This is a genomic window from Croceitalea rosinachiae, from assembly GCF_031846445.1.
GTDB lineage: Bacteria > Bacteroidota > Bacteroidia > Flavobacteriales > Flavobacteriaceae > Croceitalea > Croceitalea rosinachiae.
Genome location: NZ_JAVRHR010000002.1, coordinates 949,859 through 972,248, shown reverse-complemented (window position 1 = coordinate 972,248; position 22,390 = coordinate 949,859). Strand labels below are relative to the sequence as shown.

Sequence of the window (22,390 nt, the reverse complement as noted above, 5' to 3'; positions counted from 1 at the left end):
ATTGTGCATATAAAATGCATGAAAAAAATGTGCCCTCTTCTTTTTTAAGACAAGAATACATCTGAGAAGATAAAAAAGGGGTGTTTTTAATAATTCTGGAGTACGGAATAATAATTTTAAACTCCTAGGCTTTTAAAACTTGGTCTCTGAATTTTGAAGGTGTCATGCCTGTGTGTTTTTTAAAAGCGGCGTAAAAAGTAGATTTTGAATTAAAACCACAATCCATTGCAATAGCTTCAAAGGTGTAATCTCTTTTGTTGTGAACCATTGCTTTTGCTTCTTGAATTCGATACGCATTTACAAAATCATTGAAATTGGTGTGGAGGTATTCATTTAATGCTTGTGATATTTTGCCTCGATGTACATTAAGTAGTTTGGCAACCTGATCAAGAGATAAATTGGCATCTAGAAATAGGCGTTCCTTTTTAAGTATATCTTCAAGTTGAGTACCAAGTTCTTTCGCGTCTTTAGCATTGAGCTGATTACTCTTGTATTTTTTAGTCTTTAAAAAAAGGAGTTCATCCCTTCTTTTATGGAAGGTAAGCAGTAAGATAAGCGCGTAGAACACAAATGAAAAACTGAGCGCTCCAACAATATACGATGTGTAATTTCCAGTATTAAATGCTAAACAAATAATAAGGTTTCCAAAATAGATACTTGCTAACCACAATCTAAAAGGTTTGTTTTTGCTATTAATGAACCATTTGTTTCTATACTTATGCAATATCCATCCTGTAATAACAACAAAACCCAACCATTGTAAATAAATAACCTTAATGAAGTAGTTCCATAAATTATGATATGCCGACCAAGAAAAAAGAACATTAATTGCTATCCCAATAATGGATAATAATAAAATTAAAAGAGTAGCCTCCTTTACTAAAGTTGATTTTGGAGTAACAGCACTCCTTACATAATAAAATAGCAATGGACCAATGAGCCAACAGGCAAAAAGACCAAACTGTATATATACATCTGCAATAGTATCATAAAAATAAAGGAATACTGATTTGCCCACCCGTACACTTAATGCTAGAAACAAAGCTCCTAAAAGCTTGTTCGATAGATTTTTTGGCTTGATGAAGAAAACAAAATAAAGACCAACAAGAAGCCCATTAAATGCTCCTATAGCACTAAAAAAGAATAATAGTTGTTGATTCATACCCATATTGAATTCAGTATACAAAGTACAAATCAATTTGAACATTGAATATTTTTTGAAGGATATTTATGTAACGAAACTGATTACCTCTTAAGCCATTTTCCTTCATCCCGATATCCCTTTTCAGATGCTGTGGAACGAGACATTATATTTTTAATAATAAAGGATAAATCATATCAACTCTGGTAGAAAACTTTTTTTGACTATTTGAAAAAATAGAATGTACGTTATTGCTTAAATATGTAAATATCTAATAATCAAATGATTAAATTTTTAATAACAAGATATAACTTATACTGAATGTTAAATAAAATATAATATAGTACCTTTTTATGCATAGTACTGTAACAAAATGAACTACGCATCGTCTAGTAGATGTATTACAATTTTAAAACGTCAATTAAACATCATTCTTAAAACAAAATATCATGAAAGTATCAAGCAGTAGAACAGCAACAGAATCAAAAACAGGACAGTACTTCTCAACCCTTAGTAGGAGCAAAAGAGCACAATGGGCACAGTACAGAAACTATAATCGCTAAGAATTGTTTGGAGCTAGAAATTAGCAATTGAATCTTTAAAAACTACAATTGAGTAAAAACTATTTCAACCTCTAAACAAGCCGAAGGAAATTTGTACCACTATTGAAAACAATAATATTTAAAACAAAACATCATGAAAGCATCAATCAGCAGAACAATAACAGAATCAAAAACAGGTCAGTATTTTTCATCTTTTGCTACAAGTAAAAGGGCACAATGGGCACAATACAGAAACTATAATCGTTAATCACGATTCTTGACGACACATTAATCAATAGAACATCAATCATGAGAACTTTTATCAATCAATCATCAATAAAATCTAGAAGACTGATATTCCTTTCTAATCAAAAGGAGAGCAAAAGAATTCGTTGGTCAGCACCAAAAGATTTACGCTAGCAAAAACTTGAATATTTAACTTTATGAGATTTTCCTTTCTTATCTCATAAGATTGCTATTTTATTGGATTCAGCACAGAACCGATAGCGATTATTCTTATGGTCCCCTTTTTTATGTTCTTTGGCTCACCTTTTAAGGGTGATTTCTGAACTCATTATTGGTTCACACTTTTTAAGAACTATTTCGAAAGAATTCTTATTTCAATTGATATTACATAATTTCAAAAGTTATTTCCCTAGATATTATTTTATAAAATTTTCAGGATCAATAGAATTTGTGTTGTATTGCCTAAATCTGATAGACAGGAAAAGCAAACCTTGTTTGCGTTTTTTGTGGTGACATTAGGACGAAGAATGTTAAGCAAGAGGATAATGATATTATCCTTTTTAGATATTGTATATTTGCAATAAACGATTACTTATGAGAATCCGGGCATCCATAACAAGCCGATATATCAATGAAGCGGACCTTAAAATGGCAGAAATTGCTAATGCCCTAGCACATCCTCTCCGCGTTGCCTTAGTTCGTTATTTACACGAAAAGAATTCTGGTAAAGGGGTTGATAATGTTACCTGTAATAAGGATTTAGTACAATTATTTGACTATTCTCAATCCACAATTTCACAGCATGTAAAAATTCTTAAAGAGGTTGGGTTATTCCAGACCGAAAACATGGATAAATTTATCTTCTACCACCTTAACAAAGAATTACTACAAGAATTCAGTGATTTCTTGAGATTATATCCATGATTAATTTGATGTTAAAAATAAAGGAATGAGGTCAAAAAATATTACTTTCGTATATCGCTTATAAACGATTTAATAAAAACAATATGTACTCAAGAACAGTTTTTCTACTTTATTTATTTTGTTTCTCACATATGGTTTCCCAGGAAATTCATCCTCTTGAAGCACCGAAGGGACATTACGAAACCTTTATGGCTTTAGATGACGGGCCAAATCCTTCTAATAGTAGACTTGATGAAATAACATTTCCTATGTCCGAAGCAAACTCTGGATACAAGATATATGTAGGCGCAACACCTGTGTATTTAACCGACAATCAAGTGGAAAACTTAAAAAGTTCTATGGAATACCCAGCAAATAGCTCGGTACAAACAAGGGCAGAGCTTAATTTTCTATTAGAATGGCAAGCCAAACGAACTAAAGAACAAGTAAAACGTGTTGCAGATTTTCTAGCACCAATCGGGTATTGGCCTCATATTGATGAAAATAAAGGGCATAGTGGATATGAAAAAAACCTGCAACACCTTTTTTACGAGGGGAGAACAGTATTAGGAGAAAATTGCAACGAAGAGAATTATCCTAATACGTCCAAGCTTCTAAAAGGAATAACCAAAGATATGCGCATTATGGAATTCACGGTGAAATATCATTTGCTTAGAGCTAGACCTTATCATCTTGAACCCAAACTAGAACCTTTAGCGCAGATGGGTTCACCAGCGTTTGCGAGTGGTCACACCCTTTGGGCATACATCCATGCTTTTACTTGGAGCGAACTTGTTCCTCAAAAACGAGAAGAATTTTTAAAAACTGCTTATGAGGTTGGAGAGTCAAGAGAAATTATGGGCATTCATTATCCTAGTGATGAAGAGGCAGCTAGAGTTCTTGCATACCAAATGTTGGTAGCAATGATGGAAAATGACAGTTTTAAGAATGACCTTTATTTGGCAAAAGCAGAATGGGATTAATGAAGTCTTATGCAAGTCTTATTACTATTTCCTTTTTTTATGGGAAAAGTAGAGGAGGGGCTAAAACATGGAATTTATTAAAACCAACTTTTTCTTCAAATTGTAAAAAGCAAACCCTGTAAATTATTGATTTACAGTTTTTTGTTTAAAGGCGATATATCTCAGTGGAGTAAGAGGTTATCTCCAGATTCTTGAAGAAATACTTAGTTCTTGTTATCAATTTGATTAAACGGCTTTATATCTTACCAAATGGCTTTGAAAAGCGAGCAAAATTTTATTTCGCGCTGCAAACCCAAAGTTTGCTAAACTTATTTACTTACAATTCAAATATTAATTTTATTCATAGCCTAAAATTATAACGTACTTTCAGTAAAACCTGTCGATTTTGCAGCTCCCAGGGTTGATTAATATTGTTGAAGGTATTGTTGTTAAAGACCAAGAAGACATCACCTAGAGGTGAGAATATCCAATGGATACGGGCATTTAATCCCAATATGCGACTATCCGTATCGTATTGCAAATAGCTGTTCAATTGTAGATTCGAGGTCACATTAAAGCGTACACGAAGTCCTGCCAAGGTCTGGTCGAAATCTCCGAAGGGCAATCTGGCCCTGTTATGAAGTCCATTGAATTCAAAAGCTAACAGCGCACTTGGGTTCCAATTGAGGGTGAGCTCAAACTCGTTTAAGGTACCTTCATAAAAACTACCGAACCACCATGTAGCTTGCCCACTTACCCGTCGTTTACGAGCAAATTCTCCTTCTAATCGATAGCGCATAAAGTTGTATTCTCCTACAGGAATAGTAACCCCATCAGAAATTTCAAAAGGCTCTAAAATATTCTCACCTACAGGCCTAATATTGGCTTCAATACGGTCGCCACTTTCCAACCGCCAATTGATAGGAGCTGTAAAGACGCTGTAGGATTGCCATGGACCTGAAATGTTGTTGATGTAGGTAACGAAAAATTGATGGAACATTTGGCGTAGCCATGGTGTTTTTGGTCTAGGGGCGAAGGTACCTCCAAAGCGATAGAAATTTACACCGCGTCTAGGCACAAAACCCAAAGATGGATCAAACTGTTCTCCAATTCGGGCATAGGTCATTGCAATATCCCATCGATCATTTGGGTAATCAATTTTGAATCCCGCTGCTGAACGGTCACCCGATAAATCTTCTCGGTCAGCGAATAAAACCCAACCCCCGACCAAAAAGTTTTTATCCCCATTGAATCGGGTAGTCTGAAACGTAAAATCTCCACCCGACATCCAACTACCGTCTCTGCCCAAAGGATCACCAGACGATGCAATAAATCCTATCGAACTTTCTTTCAGTACATTGCGGCGAACTCGAACTACTCCCATATTGGTGGCATCAAAATTGTCATCGCTCAAATTGAAATCATTGGTGCGAATACCCAATCCGCCAAAAGCAGTTTTTCCAATGCGACCGTTGAGTTTGGTTCCCCCAACTACCGGTATTTGCACATTGTTTCGCAAGCCAATTCGGCGACTAAAAAAGGGAAGTACTGTGCTTGTGCCTGTACCAAAGCCAAATTCGAAAATATCAGAACCTTCTAAAAAAAACGTTCGTTTTTCTGGAAAGAACAGAGGGAAACGGGTCAAGTTGGTTTGTCTTGTATCTACTTCGGTTTCACCAAAATCAGTATTTAGCGTAAAGGTGGCGAGAACATTTGGGCCAATACGTTGGTTGGCATCTAAACTAATATCAGGATTTAGGACCATAGCTCCATTGGAGCCCATCTGATTGGCATTAGAAATTAATGATGGGCGTACGTTAATGCCAATTCCATAATTAAATTCAGGCAGTCCGGTAACCAAACCAGCACGACTGGTCTGGGCAATCCATTGGTCGCGTTTGACATTCGACCATCGGACGGTCTCCAAATTACGTTGTATTCTTCGTTCCACATTAAACCCCCACTTGGATAAGCCTTTTTTGAAGGCAATACTTTGAATGGGGATTACGATTTCTGCCGTCCACCCCTTTTCTGTGATTAGTGTTTTGGCATCCCAAACTGCATCCCAATCTTCATTCTCACTTTCACCACGATTCGATACTAAAGCGTCATACCGTGCTCCTAGGGAATTTATGGCAAAAATATAACCCGATTGACCATCTAAAAAAGGATCAATGACCACTTTTACATGATCTTCTTCAGAAATATCAGCATCCCGAAGTTTAGAAAATCGAATAATACCATCTGGATTACTATCGTTGCAGGCAATGCCAATTACCACCGTTTTAGGATTGGCAATAACTTGAATCAAAGTAGTCTGTGAAGGCGTACCCCCTTCTTCAGGAACAGTAGTCTTTAGATTGGTGAGTACTGGAGCATTCTTCCAGTCATCCTCATCTAATGTCCCGTCAAAATCCAAAGACCCGGTCAATTTTCCAGATGCAAACTCAGGTCGCTCAATGGTTTGACTCAAGACCGTCTCATTGAGAACAAGTAACATTATAATAAAGAAAACTAAATTGGGGAAGTATAATAGTCGTCTGGTTGGCATGTTGGGTCGTGAAGACATGACTCAAAGTTAAGAAGTTTAGTCTTAACTTAAAATTAGTTAAATATTCAATTATATATATAACTAAAAAATAAAAGCCTTGTAAATCAACAGATTACAAGGCTTTTGCGGAGAAAGAGGGATTCGAACCCCCGGAGGTGTGACCCTCAACAGTTTTCAAGACTGCCGCATTCGACCACTCTGCCATTTCTCCTAATGCGGGTGCAAATATAATAACCTTTTTTATTCTATGGAACATAAATTTGTGTTCCGTAAAAACAATTTAAAGATTTAGCCATTGCCTGAATTCTGAAGCTCTATTCTTGCTTATAATAATATCAACCTCAGAATTGGGATTCACTAAAATTTTGAGCTGGTTATTCCCATATTTTACTATTTTTTCAATAGCAGAAATAGCTATAATGAATTGTCTATTTGCCCTAAAAAAATAGGTGCTGTCCAAATTAGAAAAAAGCTCATCTAAACTTGAGTTCGAGGTAGAACGTTTTGTATCGATACAAACCACATACGTAATGGTGCTCTCCGTATAAATATAGGCAATATCTTCGGTGGACACGGGTCTCAGTTCATTTCTGTGATAAGTAAGGATTCGTTTTTTAATAGAATCATCGTTAAGATTTACAACTGATTTTTCAACTACTTTTTGTTGATAGGCATCAACTGCACTGTTTAATTTGGCCAAATTCACTACTTCATTAGAAAGTTTTAAATTCTTTGCCTCTAATCGTTTTTCATAGGTGCTACCAATCAATCTTACTGCTAGAACGGAAGAAACGATCATAACCAGTCCCATGATTATTAAAATAGTATAAAACTTACTTCTAAGGTCGCTAATTTGGGCCATAACCAATTGCGTATTAGCATGTGCAGCAATTATCCAGTCAGAATTCTTCACGGGATATAGGTATACCACTTCCGATTCTTGTAAATCATCTTCAAAATCGCGAATACCACCTGCCTCTTCTTTATTCCGTAAGAGGTTATAAAAATCTTTAGAGGTGAGGTTGTCTGAAACTGATGAAACAAATGACTGTTCAGGACTGATACTTTCTCCAATGGTCTTGACATCTGGATGACAAACTATTTTGCCAGACCAATTGAACATACTTACAAAACCAGTTGTTTGATCTGTATTCTCAATACTTTCTTGTAATGCAACAGCTACCGTATCTTTTAGAATGCCATTTTTTAATTGTGTCTCTATTAACGATGCGACTTCTCTTGCTTCTCTCTTACTAAACTCTAATTGTGTTTGAAGCACTTTATCCACACTAAACTTTACAAAGTAACCGACAGCGACACTAGATATGATCAAAAATATCAGAGTCACCGCTAAAAAGGTCAAAAGATAGAGACGGTCTTTACGCATAATTAATTGTTGGCCGCTAAAATAAGAATCTTATAAAACATAATTGGATAAGAAAACTCGCTCAGCCTTGAAATAGCGAAAAGCTTGAATTTTTCAAGCCTAAATATTCCCTATTAAGCCTAAATATTCCCTTTCACCATACTTAATAGTATGTATAACAGAGCGTATTGGTTCATTTGAACTGAGATAACATAAACGCTTAAAATTGAAAAAATGAAAACAACCAAATTATTTGTAATCTTTTTATTCTCCTTATTTGTCTGTAGTTGCACAAATGATAGTGAAGACGATTTGACCGACATTGATCAAGAACAAAGTGATGATGACATTGAAACAACAGATGTTACTTACAACAACACCGTAAAGGCCATAATTGATGGCAGTTGTATTAGTTGTCATGACAGCCCACCCAGAAATGGAGCCCCCTTCGCACTTGTAAATTTTCAACAGGTTAGCCAAAGGGCAAATGCGATTTTTAACGCCATGTCTCGTCAAAATGGTGCTGCTGGAGCTATGCCACCCGCGGGAAGACTACCTCAAAATACTATTGATCAAGTACAAGAGTGGATTGATAATGGGTCACCAGAGAACTAAAATTAAATTCTAACTAATAAAATTTTAATATGAAAAATAACAAAACCCTTTTACTAGCCCTCATACTATTTATCGTTAATGTATTTGTTTATAGCTTACAGGCACAAGAAAGATATATTGATAAATCTGGATATATAAAATTTGAAGCTTCTGAAAAGCTGTTTGAGCCTGTTGAAGCTACAAATAATGTTGTTACTGCAGTTCTAAATGCTGACAACGGTGAGTTTGCCTCCTTAGCACTCGTTACGGGATTTCGTTTTAAGAACTCCTTAATGGAAGAGCATTTCAATGAAAACTATATAGAATCTGAAACCTACCCCAAAGCGATATTCAAGGGTAAGTTACTTGATTTTGATCTTTCAAATTTGTCCGAAACTCCAAAGAAATTTGAAGTAGATGGGAAATTAGAATTGCATGGAAAAGAAAAGCAGGTCAAAACAAAAGTTAGCTTACATAAACTGAATGGAGTCATAGTCATGAAGGGCAACTTTGCCGTTGCCCCTTCAGACTTTGATATTGAGATTCCGTCTATAGTAAAGAACAAAATCGCTAAACAAGTAAATGTTTCTCTCAATTTTAATCTGAAGCAATGAATAAAAAAAGAATTGGATATATCGTATTGGCTTTGCTAGGATTAGGATTAATAACTGGTTTCATAGTTTATAAAAAGGTCATAAACCCTGAGCATAGAGAAATATTTGAAGAATCTACAGATTTTATTATTGATGCCGAAGATTTACAATTCCACTTTCTCAATGACCCTGAAGCAGGCACTCTAAAATATATGAATAAAGTCATCGAAACTTATGGCACTGTGACTGAAGTGGGTTCAAATCTTATCATAATTGAGCAGAAAATACAAGCAAATTTTCTAGAATCAAATACTCAAAAAGTTCTGGTCGGAGATGTTATAAGAATTAAGGGCAGATGCATTGGATTTGATGAATTTCTGCTATTGGTAAAAATAGATCAAGCAACAACAATTAAAACAAACTAATGAAAGCAAAAATATATTTAAGCGCATTTCTTCTTGTAATGGGCATAACAAACGCGCAAGAAGATTTACTTGCAGAATTCGACTCTATACAACCTAGCGCTTTTAAAAGCGCAGCTTTTAAAGGTCTGAAGATTGTAAATTTTGAATCGACAAAAATGATTTCATCAGGGGAACTATACTTTGTGGTATCGCACCGTTTTGGTTCTGTAAAGACTGGTTTTGAAGATTTTTTTGGCTTGGACCAGGCAGTTACACGATTAAACTTTTTATACGGAATAACCGATGGAATCAATATAGGAATTTCAAGAAGCTCTTTCCAAAAAATTTATGAATCCTCATTAAAGTTAAGACTGGTAAGAGAGAAAGTGGACGGCTTTCCTTTCACAATAGTCAGTTCAAACAATATTTTGATCAATACTGCATTGGATAAACAGTTTTTACCTGGATTGAAGTTTGAAAACAGATTAGGATATACCACTCAATTGTTGATTTCAAAAAAATTCAATAAAAACTTTTCCCTACAAGTAATGCCCACCTTTTTTCATGACAATTATGTTGTTATTGATGAGCAAGATAATTCGCAATACGTATTAGGTTTTGGAGGTAGACATAAGTTGACTAAACGATTTTCGCTCAATTTTGATTATGGACTGCACTTAAACAGAGCATCCAATTCACCTTTTGTAAATCCATTTTCCATAGGCGTAGATATTGAAACTGGCGGTCATGTTTTTCAATTGCACTTTACCAACGCTCAACCAATGAATACCAATGGCTTTTTAGGTCAAGGAACTGGAGATTGGGGTAATGGTGATTTTTTCTTTGGGTTTAATCTTTCAAGAGTTTTTAATTAAAAATAGAAAAATGAAAACGCAGTTAGCAAGAATACAAGTTCAGAATGCCTTTTGCACAAATTGTAAAAATTCAATAAAGTCTAGATTGTCAGATATAAAGTCTATTTCGAACATTCAACTTTATGTAACCGATTCTTTAGTTGTTTTTAACTTTTTAAGAGCGAATGAACTATCGGATGTTTTAAACGTTCTTTCAGAAATAGGCCACCCAGAAATTGGTGAACGATATAGTGGTACCAATCAGGTAACATCAAAATTATGTTTGTGTTAATTAGTTTTAAGTAGTTTGAAAAAGGCCTCTCGAAGGGGAGGTCTTTTGAAACAAAAGATTGCTGCAAACAATTAACAATTTCAATTCCCTTTTAAAACCAAATATTCCCTTTCGCACAAGTTTAATCTTTAAAGACAACCATGCGGGTTTTCTTTGACATCATTAATAAATCATAAAAAACAAAAAAATGAAAAAATTATTCTTATTAGTAACCATCACATTTTTAGTGATGAGCTGTAGTTCTGATGATAACGACCTTGGAAATGATCAGAATCAAGATCAAGATCAAAACGCTGGGGGTGATGACGATGACCCAATAGCAGTAGAGAATGCTGTTAGGTTGGTTACAGATGCTACCTTTGGCTCGGTTTTGACCAATTCAGAAGGCTTTACCTTATACTTTTTCGCACCCGATAGTAAGGGCGATTCCAATTGTTTAGATGGTTGTGCAACGACATGGCCAGCATTCAATACCACTGAGCTAACATTAGATTCAGGGCTCAATGCCGCTGACTTTGGTACGATTACCAGAACAGATGGAGGAGAACAAACTACCTACAAAGGATGGCCTTTGTACACTTTTTCAAATGACGCCTCCCCAGGTGATATCAATGGAGATGGAGCAGGGGGTACTTGGTTTGTCGCCAAGCCTGATTATTCTGTGATGTTCACAAGATCTCAATTGATAGGAAGAGATTCAAACGGTGTTGAGACCAACTTAAACAGTTCTTTTGAGCCTGGTGATGAAGAGACGTTTTATATTACCGATGACGAAGGCAATACACTTTACCATTTCAGTAATGATGAAAACGGAACGAATAACTTCACTGCTGCAGATTTTTCAAATAATGAGGTCTGGCCAATTTTCCACACAGAGCTATTGAATGTACCAAGTATCCTAAACCTAGGAGGTTTTGGGGTAATCGATGTTTTTGGACAACCTCAATTAACATATAAGGGCTGGCCACTATATAAGTTTGGGGGTGATGAGAACAGAGGTGACAATTTCGGAGTGGGCTTCCCTGTAGCGGGAGTATGGCCAATTTTAAATCTTGATACTGAAAATGCGCCAGAGCCTGTAGTCGTAGAAAACAATGTTAGGTTGGTTACAGATGCTACCTTTGGCTCGGTTTTGACCAATTCAGAAGGCTTTACCTTATACTTTTTCGCACCCGATAGTAAGGGCGATTCCAATTGTTTAGATGGTTGTGCAACGACATGGCCAGCATTCAATACCACTGAGCTAACATTAGATTCAGGGCTCAATGCCGCTGACTTTGGTACGATTACCAGAACAGATGGAGGAGAACAAACTACCTACAAAGGATGGCCTTTGTACACTTTTTCAAATGACGCCTCCCCAGGTGATATCAATGGAGATGGAGCAGGGGGTACTTGGTTTGTCGCCAAGCCTGATTATTCTGTGATGTTCACAAGATCTCAATTGATAGGAAGAGATTCAAACGGTGTTGAGACCAACTTAAACAGTTCTTTTGAGCCTGGTGATGAAGAGACGTTTTATATTACCGATGACGAAGGCAATACACTTTACCATTTCAGTAATGATGAAAACGGAACGAATAACTTCACTGCTGCAGATTTTTCAAATAATGAGGTCTGGCCAATTTTCCACACAGAGCTATTGAATGTACCAAGTATCCTAAACCTAGGAGGTTTTGGGGTAATCGATGTTTTTGGACAACCTCAATTAACATATAAGGGCTGGCCACTATATAAGTTTGGGGGTGATGAGAACAGAGGTGACAATTTCGGAGTGGGCTTCCCTGTAGCGGGAGTATGGCCAATTTTAAATCTTGATACTGAAAATGCGCCAGAGCCTCAGTCAAGTACTACGGTCTATGAAGTTGGAAATCAAGGGGCTTCAGCGTATATTTTTTCCGGTGAAGGTTTAACGAATGCTGTTAATCCTGACTTTACACTTAAAAGAGGTGAAACATATGAATTCAATGTCAACACACTAGGACATCCTTTTATAATTAAGTCTGTACAAAGCACAGGTACTGGAAATGCTTTTAATGAAGGCGTCACCAATAATGGAATTTCTATAGGGACCATAACTTTTACGGTTCCAATAGATGCGCCAGATACCCTATTTTACAACTGTGAGTTTCACGGCAGTATGACAGGTGTTTTTACAATTATTGATTAGTGTTCATTTTCGAGAAAGCCCCCAAGTTCAATTGGGGGCTTTTCTTTAAATTTAGACTGATGGGTTTCTATAAATCCATCATAAAGTATTAGTTTTATTCATTGTATCTACAAAAGAATATGGTAAGGTTTTCTTCTTTTTTGTTTGCTATAGTTTTTATTTTTTCCATCTTTTTGTTTGTAGGTTGTGGAGGACGCATAAATGAAGATCTTAGTTCTGTTGAACCAACGAAGCGCTATTCGGCTGAAAACCTAATTTCTACTTTACAATCGAATAAGGAATATAACAGTGAAGAAGTTATTGCTGTTTCAGGGATTGTTTATGAAGTCAACTCTATTAATAAGAGAATCACTATTTTACTCGCAGGAGACACCCTTAAGGAACGCTTTGTGATTTGCGATATGAACACCAGCCAAATCAGTATTATAAAAACCATAAGAAAAGGAGATTCCATTTTAATAAAAGGTCTTTTGAAAGGAATTTTAAAAGATGTTATAATGTTAAATTGCGTAATCGAGAAGGATCAATAGAATGATAAGAGTTTTAGCCATTTTTTTTCTAATTGCCGGAAGTACAAACCTTGTAGAAGTAGACGAAAAAGTAATTGCCAGACAAGGAAAGGTTTCATTTTTTTCGTACACCTCGGTCGAAGATATAAAAGCTGAAAACAATCAAGTTCTCAGCGTAATTGATCTTGATCAGAAGAAGATTGCCGTTAGTATGCTCATGAACGCCTTTATATTTGAAAAGGCATTGATGAGAGAACACTTTAATGAAAGCTATTTAGAGTCTGACATCTATCCTAAAGCAGTTTTTGAAGGTGAAATTATAGACTTTGATAGAACTATTACCGGAGAGCAGACCCGAATAATAAAAGGAGTTTTTGCAATGCACGGTAAATCTAAAGAGTTAGAAATAAAAAGTAAGATCGAAAAAAAGGACAATAAATATATAGTATCGGGTGTTTTTGAAACACTTGTAAAAGACTATGATATCAATATTCCGCCATTACTTGCAGGAAATATTGCTAAAAGTATTTCAGTTGAATTTAGATTTGAATATGAGCCCTATGAAGATTAGAATTACAGTTACGATCATAATGGCACTGGTACTGGTCAACAAGTCATTTTCACAAGATTTATTGGACATTTTGGAATTTGAAACTTCACAAGAAACTCAATTTATTCCTGCTACTTTTAATATGACCCGAATAGCCATTGGTCACTCAACTGAAGTAAGGAGTAAAGGTATTCTTGAGGTTTTTGTTGCAAATAGATTTTGGAACTTACCTTTGGAAAGATCGCAAAGCTTTATAGCCGATAGAATGAGCAGTCGTTTGGCATTGGAATATGCCATTTCTGATAATTTAACTTTTGGAGCTGGATCCACTACTTTTGACGGCCTTTTTGATGCCCATCTTAAATATAGAATACCTACAAAAAGTGGTAGTTCGAATGTACTACCTTTTAGGGTAACACTATTTCAAAATTTTAGCTATAACAGCAGTCCAATTGCAAATCAAGGTATTGCTGATGATTTTTCTGATAGAACGGCATTTACTTCTCAAATATTGCTTTCAAAAAAAGTATCCAAAGATTTTTCTTTACAAATTGCCCCAACGTATGTCAATAAAAAATTAGGCCTGCAAGACAATGACTCTACCAATTTTTTTGCTTTTGGTGTTGGAGGCCGTTATAAAATCGGTAGTCATTTGAGTATTGTATCAGAATACTACCATACATTTAATCCTGTTGAATCATTCAATACATACAATCCATTCGCTATTGGTGCAAATTGGGAACTTGGAGATATTATGTTACAGTTTATGCTCACCAATGCGGTTAATATGGTGGAAGACACTTTTATCACCCAGACCAGAAATAACTTCAATTTTCGAAATCCCAACCTAAATTTTGGCTTTAACGCCACATATGTTTTTCACTTTAAGAATAAGCTTAAAGAGAAGTAGTGCAAAATTTTGGATTGGCACTGGTTTAATTACAATTTAAAATTTTCTAGGCCATCTAACGGTAGTATTTTTGCCAGATGCATGAATGGTATCATTTTGCGCTATTGGTCATTGTTGGTTTTGTAGTCGGTTTCATAAATACAATAGCCGGAGGTGCTTCTTTAATCTCTTTGCCAACACTAATATTCTTGGGTTTGCCGCCCGCTGTAGCTAATGGTACAAATAGGGTGGCTATTATTTTTCAGACTGCAATGGCCACAGCGGGCTTTAAGAGCAAAGGCATCAGCACGTATCCGTTTAATGTTTATCTAGGTATTTCTGCTTTGTTTGGAGCTATAATTGGAGCTCGAATTGCAGTAGATGTAGATGGAGAGGCTTTTAACAGAATTCTTGCCATTGTTATGATTGCAGTAGTTTTAATTATCATTTTCAAACCAAAAATCAAATTAAACGATCTGCAAGAAAGGTTAACCGGTAAATACTTATGGATTGGTATAATAGTTTTTTTCTTCTTTGGTATTTATGGTGGATTTATCAATGCAGGTCTTGGGTTTTTAATGCTGCTATTTCTTCATTTTGTAAATAATATGACTCTGATTCGCGCAAATGCCACCAAAGTTGTCGTGGTCTTTATTTATATGTTATCTGCGTTGGCTGTATTCGCTTTTAATGATAAGGTAGAATGGCTAATTGGGTTGGTATTGGCAGTTGGTAATGGTACAGGAGCTTGGGTTGCAAGTAGATTTTCCGTAAAAAAGGGGGATGGATTTATAAAGTCATTTTTAGTGGTCATGGTCATTGCCATGTCAATTAAACTTTGGTTCTTCACATAATTGGAGTTCAATCGTAAATTTGTATTTTTTAAAAGATTAATAAAAGTATGCCAGGATTCGAATTATTCGGAGAAAAAGAAAAAGCTGAAGTGCAAGATGTATTGGACAATGGCGTATTGATGCGCTATGGTTTTGATGGCTTGCGAAATGGGCATTGGAAGGCTAAAGAATTAGAAAAGGCTTTGGCGGTTCGCATGCGGACCAAGTATGCCCAAGTAGTAAGCAGTGGAACATCTGCTTTAACAATAGCATTGGTCAGTGCTGGAATTGGGGCAGGGGATGAGGTTATTATGCCCACATTTACCTTTGTCGCAAGTTTTGAATCTATTTTAGCTATTGGTGCTATACCGGTTTTAGTTGATGTTGATGATACCTTGACATTGAACCCTGAAGCGGTTAATAAAGCAATTACTAGTAAAACGAAGGTTGTAATGCCCGTGCATATGTGTGGTTCAATGGCCGATTTAGATGCTTTAAAATCAATATGTGAGGAACATGATTTGTTGTTAATAGAAGATGCCTGTCAAGCGATTGGAGGTAGTTATAAGGGCAAACCTTTAGGAAGTATTGGCGATTTGGGCTGTTTTTCTTTCGATTATGTAAAAACCATTACCTGTGGTGAGGGTGGCGGAATTATTACGGATAGTGAAAACTATTTTAAAAATGCTGATCATTATTCTGATCACGGACACGACCATGTCGGCAATGATAGGGGAGCAGAGACCCATCCTTTTTTGGGCTATAACTTTCGAATCTCCGAGTTGAATGCCGCTGTAGGTTGTGCACAAATAGAACGCTTGGATGAGTTTTTATCAATTCAAGAAAAGCATTATTCTATTTTGCGTCACACATTAAGTGAAATCCCTGAAGTTACTTTTAGACGAGTGCCCGAAGGCGGTGTAGAAAACTATTCCTTTTTAAACTTTTTTTTGCCTACCGAAGAACTTACTCGAAAAGCTCATAAAGCTCTTGGTGAAGCTGGTGTCGATGGATGTTTTTATTGGTATAATAACAATTGGCACTACTATCGAAAATGGGAACATTTAATTGAGAAAAACGTTTTAGGAAAATTACCTAAGGATGTATTGCAAGGACTCCCGGATTATACCCAGTATGATTTTTCAGCATCGGATTATTGGATTAGCCGCACCATTTCTTGTCTTATAAAATTAAGTTGGACAGAACAAGAGACAAAGGAAAGAGCTGATAAAATGAAAACTGTAATTTCTGGGTTACTATCCTAGGAATTACTGTGAACTTATAACTTAATATTTCACATATTCCACAATCTCTAATCCGTAACCTACAATACCAACACGTTTGGTTTGTTCAGAGTTAGAAAGCAGTCGGACCTTAGTGATGTTAAGGTCGTGAAGAATTTGGGCACCTACACCAAAGTCCTTAGCATCCATATCAATCTTTGGGGCTTTATGAATACCTTCTCCTTGCAGTGCTTTTAATTCTTTTAGCCTGCCCAAGAGATTCATAGCTTTTGGTTCTTGATTGATAAAAACGAAAGCACCTTTTTCTTCGTTGCCAATGGCTTTGAACATATCGTTTAACTTATCATCAGGATTGTTGGTCAACGTACCCAAAATGTCGTTATTGACCAAAGTAGAATTGATACGAGTCAAAATCAATTCATCTTTTTGCCAACTTCCTTTGGTAAGTGCAATATGTACTTGTTCGTTGGTCGTTTGTTTATATGCCCGCAAACGAAACTCCCCAAACCTGGTCCGTATACTGAAATCTTCTTTCTTTTCGATAAGGCTATCATGCTCCATGCGATAAGCAATCAAATCTTCTATCGAAACAATTTTTAAATCAAATTTTTTGGCTACTTCAATCAGCTCTGGTAGTCGTGCCATACTACCATCTTCATTCATGATTTCAACAATCACCCCTGCCGGTTTTAATCCCGCTAAGCGTGCAAAATCGATGGCAGCTTCAGTATGTCCAGTTCTACGTAAAACACCACCTTCTTTAGCAATCAGCGGGAAAATATGTCCTGGTCGCGCTAATTCATGGGATTTGGTGGAATCATTGGTCAACGCCAATACTGTTTTTGCCCTATCCGAGGCCGAAATGCCCGTAGTAACTCCGTTACCTCTTAAATCAACGGATACGGTAAACGCTGTTTCTAATGGATCCGTATTATGCGTAACCATTTTATGCAATCCTAAGGTATTACATCGTTTTTCTGTCAATGGAGCACAAATCAATCCTTTGCCATGAGTGGCCATAAAATTTATGGTTTCAGGTGTTATCAACTCAGCAGCAGCTAAAAAATCCCCTTCATTCTCCCTATTCTCATCGTCAACAACTATAATCACTTTGCCAGCTTTAATATCGGCAATTGCATCCTCTACCGTATTGAGTTTAAACTTAGGTGTGGCGTTTTCAACCATTTAATTTGATTTTTTTTTCTTTTTAAATACAGAAGTAACTTTATCAATTACATTTCCAAAACTCATTAATCCCTTGTCCGCTGTTGCTCGTCTAGTTAACGAAATTCCCAATGGTAGCATAATTAACGTGGATAACCACGCTCCAAAAATAGGGTGCATAGCACCTTTTTTAGCATAATTATCGGCAAACACACCAATAAAATAATATACTAAAAACAGAATTATGGCAACTACCATAGGCAAGCCCAAACCACCTTTTCTAATTATTGCCCCCAATGGCGCACCAACAAAAAATAAAATAATACATGAGAATGCCAGGGCAAACTTTTTATGCAACGATAAAATATGTCTATTATATACTTCGTATCTTTTGTTGAGTTCGGTTTTTTTGCCACGAACAGTATTTAATATATTAGCAATTGAATTTTTCGCATTGTTTATCAACTGACTTTTCTGCCAAACGGGCAGTACTGTTGTAATATCGTTTCTATTAAAAGAAGTATCTATTTTTTTTGACGGGATTGGTTTTTCAGTTTGTTTAATTTTTCTACTCTTTGCAGAATCTACTTTTTTGATGGGGAATGCTCCCATTCTGGCAGTAATATTTTTAGAAAATGCCTTTACTTGTTTAATGTTATTGAGCTTTAAAGAATCAATATCCTTATTTAGGCGAAAAACATTTTTCATTTTATCAGTTGTGATATCTGATTCTTGCTCAATATCTTGATCATTTAAGGTTGAAACATCAATATTCTTAATATAAGTCTCAAATTTTGAACGGGTAAATGGCTTTTTCTTCTTTTCTTTTGATGATTTGGGTTGCATTTCATCATAGTAATACCCATCGTTAAGTACCAATTGAATAATATCTGATTCTTCACTACTTATTAACTCTCCGGTTTTGGCTTTTATGACCGTAGTATTTAGGTTAGAAACAGTTTTTTGGTGAATAATGACATCTTCTAAAAAACGATCTTTCTCTCCTGATTTTCTTGCAACCTTAATGTTCATCTCAGTACCTTCAATATCACTAAACACCCCTTCTACAATAACTGCAGCTGGTTTCACCTTAGCAATATTTCTTCGCATATTGAATATTTTTTGCTCAGAGGCAGGAATTACATTATTGGCAAAAAAGAAGGTTACGCCGCCCAGAATTGTTACAAATACGATTAGGCTTCGCATGGCTCGTTGTAATGAAATTCCGGATGCCTTCATTGCAGCGAACTCATAGTTTTCGGCAAAAGAACCAAAGGTTAAAATAGAGGAAAGAAGAACTGTTAGCGGAAGAACTTTTTCTGTAAGATTGGGCATCAAATAGAATAAGAACTTTCCAATTATTATTAAGTCCAGATCTTTACCTGCTAAGTCATCTATAAAAAGCCAAACCGTTTGAAATATGAAGATGACCATCAGTATTACGAACGAGCTGAAAAAATTGTAAAGAAAACTTGTTAAAATATATCGGTCTAAAAGCTTCAAGACTTTAATTTCTTATGATATAATAGCCATCATTTTTGTATTTGGCCTCATCAAAAGTAAACAAGCTTTTTGACAACGGTTGATTGGTTTTAAAAGAATTAACGGTTATCGTGGTCTTGGTGCTATTTTTTCCTGTTTCAATTAGTTTGTAGATGTGTTTTGTTTCAGCATCAATTCCTAATAATATGGATTTTATTTCGGTATTGGTATCAATAGGAGTAAGCTTTACAAATTGAATTTTTCTTCCTTGTACATTTTGAAGTATATCCCAGTCATAGGTATGCCCTTCTTTATAAAAAGTAAGCATTTTTGAAGGAGTGACTGTATTTTCGCCTTCACTGGGGCTTTCAATAGTTACTTCTTCATTATCAGGGACAATAGTATATACTTTTGAACCATCGAATAGTTGTTTGGCACCAAACAAGTCTACTAAATACCTATCTCCTTGTAAAGACACATTACCTTGGGTTTCACTTTTAGTGTTAGCCTCGGTATTCTCTAAGGCATATTTAAAGTCAATTTGAATATTGTCATACGAATTGACTTTGGAGTATACTTCGTCCAATAGCGCTTTTGCCTTTTGGGAACTTTGTGCAATTGCTGAAAAACTGATTGCCGAAAGCATTAAAATTGTTAGTGTTTTTTTAATCATGGTTTAAATTTTATTCGATAATCGACATTAAAATCATATGTGGATAACCTAAAACTTTATTTTGTCTCGTTTTGTAATAGTTGATCTAGGGCATAAATGTCTGGAACCAGTACTTGGCGAGCTTTACTTCCTTCAAAAGGACCAACAATTCCTGCAGCTTCCAGCTGGTCAATAATTCGACCAGCTCTATTATACCCTAGTTTTAATTTTCTTTGGATTAAAGATGCAGATCCTTGCTGAGCTATAACAATGACTTCTGCAGCATCGCGAAACATCTTATCTCTATCAGCTATATCGTTATCAAGACTCGTGCCAGAATCTTCACCGACATACTCTGGTAATTCATGGGCGCTCGGATATGCTCTTTGTGACCCAATGTACTCCGTGATTTTGGCTACCTCAGGGGTATCTACAAAAGCGCATTGTATTCTTGTAACATCATTTCCTTGAGTATACAACATATCACCTCGACCTATTAGCTGGTCAGCTCCTTGGGTGTCTAAAATAGTTCTTGAATCAATTTTAGAGGTTACTCTAAAAGCAATTCGAGCTGGAAAATTTGCTTTTATAATACCGGTGATCACATTAACTGATGGGCGTTGAGTAGCAATTATCAAGTGTATGCCAATAGCTCTTGCTAATTGTGCTAATCTTGCAATAGGTGTTTCAACTTCTTTACCAGCGGTCATAATAAGGTCGGCAAATTCATCAACGACTAAAATGATGTAGGGCAAGAACTTATGTCCGTCATTCGGATTTAATTTTCGTGCTTTAAACTTGGTATTGTATTCTTTTATATTACGAACCATGGCTAATTTTAATAGTTCGTATCGATTGTCCATTTCAATACAAAGTGAATTAAGCGTATTAATTACTTTGGTATTGTCTGTAATAATTGCCTCATCAGAATCTGGTAATTTAGCCAAATAGTGACGCTCGATTTTATTGAAAAGTGTCAGTTCTACCTTTTTCGGATCGACTAAAACAAATTTGATTTCTGCTGGATGTTTTTTGTAGAGCAAGGAAGTGATGACTGCATTTAAGCCAACAGATTTACCTTGTCCGGTAGCACCAGCCATTAATAAATGGGGCATTTTGGCCAAATCGACAACAAAGGTTTCATTGCTTATGGTTTTACCGAATGCAATAGGTAATTGCATTTCCGCATTTTGAAACTTTTTTGAAGCAATTACGGAGCGCATTGAAACGATGCTTGCATTTTTATTTGGAACTTCAATGCCAATAGTTCCTTTACCCGGAATTGGTGCTATTATACGAATACCTAATGCAGCGAGTGAAAGTGCAATATCGTCTTCAAGATTTTTAATCTTAGATATTCGAATTCCTGCTTCGGGCACAATTTCATATAAAGTTACCGTAGGGCCAATGGTAGCCTTAATTTGTGCAATACCAATTTTATAATTTTTGAGGGTATTTACAATTCGGTTTTTATTTTCTTCTAACTCTTCTTGATTAATGGTTATTCCGCCACTAACCCCGTGTGGGTCCAACAAATCGAGTGTGGGAAATTTATAGTTACCTAGCTCTAGTTTTGGGTCAAACTCCCCAAAATCTTTTACTAACTTATCTGCTTTAATAGTTGCCTCTTCTTTCTCTTCTGCAACCTTACTGACCTCTAAATCAATCGCAGGTTCTTCTTTGGGGAGGTTTACATCCAGTCCTGCTTCGGTATTTAAAGGTGGAATATCTTTTTTATGGGTGTAGGTATCAATTTTTACTTCAGAATCTGGTTTGGTTTCAAGATTAAGCTCTACTTCCCCAGAAGTCACAGTAACAGGTTTAAATTCATCTTTGACTGTTGCTCTCCTTTCCCTAAAATAATTTCCAATAGCTTCTGGCGAAAAATTAAAAAGGCGTACTAGAATTACCACTAAAGCAAAAATTAAGATTAAAAAAACTCCGATTTTACCAATGTAATCCTGAAGAAAATCGTTCATCTCATAACCAATGAGTCCACCTAGTAAGGGTTGCTCGATTGCAAAAAACCCTAGAGCAATTGAAATCCAAATAACACCTATTAGTCCCCAAATCCATTTATTCCATAGGCTTTTACCTTCTAATCCTAAAAAGAGATAAAGACCGGTTATTGCTAGTAATATTGGGAATACAAATGATGCTAAACCAAAACCTTGGTACATGAAGAAATGGCTTACCGCGGCGCCAAATTTGTTCAGCAAGTTAGAAGCCTCGGCATTACGATTTGTAAACTCAGTCAAAAGACTTTGGTCTTCTTGCCAAGTGAAGTAGTAAGATATAAATGAAAAGAAAAGTGCTATGCTTAAAACAATGAGCAAACTACCCAAGATGACCTTGTCTTTTTTAGAAAGCTTAAGCGAACCGCTCTTCTTTTTACTGGTCGTAGGTTTAGATTTTCTGCGCTTTTTGGCCATTAAACAAACTAATAAGG

General features: G+C 35.9%; 20 protein-coding genes and 1 tRNA gene. 13 read left to right on the top strand and 8 right to left on the bottom strand.

Going from position 1 to position 22,390, the window contains the following annotated elements:
• Positions 1-124: 124 nt before the first annotated feature.
• Positions 125-1,207 carry a helix-turn-helix domain-containing protein gene (locus RM706_RS12095; protein ID WP_311351839.1) on the bottom strand — a complete coding sequence of 361 codons (1,083 nt, stop codon included), beginning with the start codon at positions 1,205-1,207 and terminating at the stop codon, positions 125-127.
• A 1,316-nt stretch (positions 1,208-2,523) separates the two neighbouring features.
• Here RM706_RS12095 and RM706_RS12090 point away from each other — a divergent pair.
• Positions 2,524-2,853 (top strand): ArsR/SmtB family transcription factor, encoded by a 330-nt coding sequence (locus RM706_RS12090; protein WP_311351836.1) that lies wholly within the window; start codon positions 2,524-2,526, stop codon positions 2,851-2,853.
• 83 nt (positions 2,854-2,936) lie between these two features.
• Positions 2,937-3,815 carry a phosphatase PAP2 family protein gene (locus tag RM706_RS12085; protein ID WP_311351834.1) on the top strand — a complete coding sequence of 293 codons (879 nt, stop codon included), beginning with the start codon at positions 2,937-2,939 and terminating at the stop codon, positions 3,813-3,815.
• A 340-nt stretch (positions 3,816-4,155) separates the two neighbouring features.
• Here the strand turns inward: RM706_RS12085 and RM706_RS12080 are convergent, their stop codons facing one another.
• From RM706_RS12080 to RM706_RS12070, 3 genes are all read right to left on the bottom strand, one after another.
• Positions 4,156-6,267, bottom strand: a complete 2,112-nt coding sequence (locus tag RM706_RS12080; RefSeq protein ID WP_311351832.1) for a carbohydrate binding family 9 domain-containing protein — start codon at positions 6,265-6,267, stop codon at positions 4,156-4,158.
• Positions 6,268-6,471: 204 nt separating this feature from the next.
• Positions 6,472-6,556: transfer RNA gene (locus tag RM706_RS12075), tRNA-Ser, on the bottom strand.
• Positions 6,557-6,625: 69 nt separating this feature from the next.
• Positions 6,626-7,732 (bottom strand): LytTR family transcriptional regulator DNA-binding domain-containing protein, encoded by a 1,107-nt coding sequence (locus tag RM706_RS12070; protein WP_311351830.1) that lies wholly within the window; start codon positions 7,730-7,732, stop codon positions 6,626-6,628.
• A 213-nt stretch (positions 7,733-7,945) separates the two neighbouring features.
• Here RM706_RS12070 and RM706_RS12065 point away from each other — a divergent pair, with 213 nt between their 5' ends.
• The 11 genes from RM706_RS12065 (at position 7,946) to RM706_RS12015 (ending at position 16,664) form a co-directional block, all read left to right on the top strand.
• A complete protein-coding gene (locus tag RM706_RS12065; RefSeq protein ID WP_311351828.1) occupies positions 7,946-8,326 on the top strand; it encodes a hypothetical protein in 381 nt (126 codons plus the stop codon).
• Between the two features lie 29 nt (positions 8,327-8,355).
• On the top strand, positions 8,356-8,919 hold the full coding sequence (locus RM706_RS12060; RefSeq protein WP_311351826.1) for a YceI family protein: 564 nt from the start codon (positions 8,356-8,358) through the stop codon (positions 8,917-8,919).
• The gene (locus tag RM706_RS12055; RefSeq protein ID WP_311351824.1) at positions 8,916-9,323 is read left to right on the top strand and encodes an OB-fold protein; all 408 of its coding nucleotides are present in this window, start codon (positions 8,916-8,918) and stop codon (positions 9,321-9,323) included. Before RM706_RS12060 ends, RM706_RS12055 begins: the two co-directional genes overlap by 4 nt.
• Positions 9,323-10,177 carry a DUF5777 family beta-barrel protein gene (locus tag RM706_RS12050; RefSeq protein WP_311351822.1) on the top strand — a complete coding sequence of 285 codons (855 nt, stop codon included), beginning with the start codon at positions 9,323-9,325 and terminating at the stop codon, positions 10,175-10,177. The genes RM706_RS12055 and RM706_RS12050 overlap by 1 nt, the downstream gene beginning before the upstream one ends.
• 10 nt (positions 10,178-10,187) lie before the next feature.
• On the top strand, positions 10,188-10,448 hold the full coding sequence (locus RM706_RS12045) for a cation transporter (RefSeq protein WP_311351820.1): 261 nt from the start codon (positions 10,188-10,190) through the stop codon (positions 10,446-10,448).
• A 187-nt stretch (positions 10,449-10,635) separates the two neighbouring features.
• A complete protein-coding gene (locus RM706_RS12040) occupies positions 10,636-12,618 on the top strand; it encodes a hypothetical protein (protein WP_311351819.1) in 1,983 nt (660 codons plus the stop codon).
• A gap of 119 nt (positions 12,619-12,737) precedes the next feature.
• A complete protein-coding gene (locus RM706_RS12035; protein WP_311351817.1) occupies positions 12,738-13,148 on the top strand; it encodes an OB-fold protein in 411 nt (136 codons plus the stop codon).
• A gap of 1 nt (position 13,149) precedes the next feature.
• Positions 13,150-13,698, top strand: coding sequence for a YceI family protein (locus RM706_RS12030; protein WP_311351815.1), 549 nt, complete (start codon positions 13,150-13,152; stop codon positions 13,696-13,698).
• The gene (locus tag RM706_RS12025) at positions 13,688-14,587 is read left to right on the top strand and encodes a DUF5777 family beta-barrel protein (protein ID WP_311351813.1); all 900 of its coding nucleotides are present in this window, start codon (positions 13,688-13,690) and stop codon (positions 14,585-14,587) included. Before RM706_RS12030 ends, RM706_RS12025 begins: the two co-directional genes overlap by 11 nt.
• 77 nt (positions 14,588-14,664) lie before the next feature.
• Complete coding sequence (locus RM706_RS12020) at positions 14,665-15,420, top strand: sulfite exporter TauE/SafE family protein (RefSeq protein ID WP_311351811.1); 756 nt, start codon at positions 14,665-14,667, stop codon at positions 15,418-15,420.
• 47 nt (positions 15,421-15,467) lie between these two features.
• Positions 15,468-16,664: a DegT/DnrJ/EryC1/StrS family aminotransferase gene (locus RM706_RS12015; RefSeq protein WP_311351809.1), complete on the top strand. Its 1,197-nt coding sequence runs from the start codon at positions 15,468-15,470 to the stop codon at positions 16,662-16,664.
• Between the two features lie 21 nt (positions 16,665-16,685).
• On the opposite strand, the gene ribB is transcribed toward RM706_RS12015, so the two are convergent.
• The 4 genes from ribB to RM706_RS11995 all read right to left on the bottom strand — a co-directional run bounded on the left by ribB (position 16,686) and on the right by RM706_RS11995 (position 22,373).
• Positions 16,686-17,828 (bottom strand): 3,4-dihydroxy-2-butanone-4-phosphate synthase, encoded by a 1,143-nt coding sequence (gene ribB / locus RM706_RS12010; protein WP_311351807.1) that lies wholly within the window; start codon positions 17,826-17,828, stop codon positions 16,686-16,688.
• Positions 17,829-19,241, bottom strand: coding sequence for an LptF/LptG family permease (locus tag RM706_RS12005; RefSeq protein ID WP_432264974.1), 1,413 nt, complete (start codon positions 19,239-19,241; stop codon positions 17,829-17,831).
• Between the two features lie 73 nt (positions 19,242-19,314).
• A complete protein-coding gene (lolA1, locus tag RM706_RS12000; protein WP_311351805.1) occupies positions 19,315-19,962 on the bottom strand; it encodes an outer membrane lipoprotein periplasmic chaperone LolA1 in 648 nt (215 codons plus the stop codon).
• 56 nt (positions 19,963-20,018) lie between these two features.
• Complete coding sequence (locus RM706_RS11995) at positions 20,019-22,373, bottom strand: DNA translocase FtsK (protein ID WP_311351803.1); 2,355 nt, start codon at positions 22,371-22,373, stop codon at positions 20,019-20,021.
• Positions 22,374-22,390: the final 17 nt, after the last annotated feature.